General features: G+C 46.2%; 1 protein-coding gene. It reads left to right on the forward strand.

Annotation, left to right across the window (positions count from 1 at the left end; genetic code table 11):
• A partial coding sequence (gene flgG / locus IE313_RS36715; RefSeq protein WP_229925208.1) for a flagellar basal-body rod protein FlgG occupies window positions 1-585 on the forward strand: 585 nt, incomplete at both ends.

Below are 585 nucleotides of genomic sequence, written 5' to 3' on the forward strand. Positions count from 1 at the left end.
AGCATGAACGACACCTTATTAAACGCTTATAGCGGGATCAAGACCCACCAGTTTGGCATTGACAGCCTTTCAAACAATATCGCCAATGTCAATACCACCGGGTTTAAAAAATCTCGTGCGGATTTTAACGACTTGTTTTACCAAGCGATGCAATACGCTGGAACCAACACAAGCAACACGACTTTATCGCCTGATGGCATGGAAGTGGGCTTAGGCGTGCGCCCTAGCGCGATCACTAAAATGTTTTCGCAAGGCAGCCCTAAAGAAACGGAAAATAATTTAGATGTCGCCATTACGGGTAAAGGCTTTTTTCAAGTCCAGTTGCCTGATGGCACCACCGCTTATACAAGAAGCGGGAATTTTAAGCTAGACGAACAGGGCAATCTTGTAACGAGCGAAGGCTATCTTTTGATCCCTCAAATCACTTTACCTGAAGACACCACGCAAGTGAATATCGGTGTGGATGGCACGGTGAGTGTGACTCAAGGCTTGCAAACGACCTCTAATGTGATCGGGCAGATCACTTTGGCTAATTTTGTCAATCCGGCGGGGCTTCACTCTATGGGGGATAATCTGTTTTCAATC

Source organism: Streptomyces sulfonofaciens (assembly GCF_014656295.1).
Classification (GTDB): domain Bacteria; phylum Actinomycetota; class Actinomycetes; order Streptomycetales; family Streptomycetaceae; genus Streptomyces; species Streptomyces sulfonofaciens.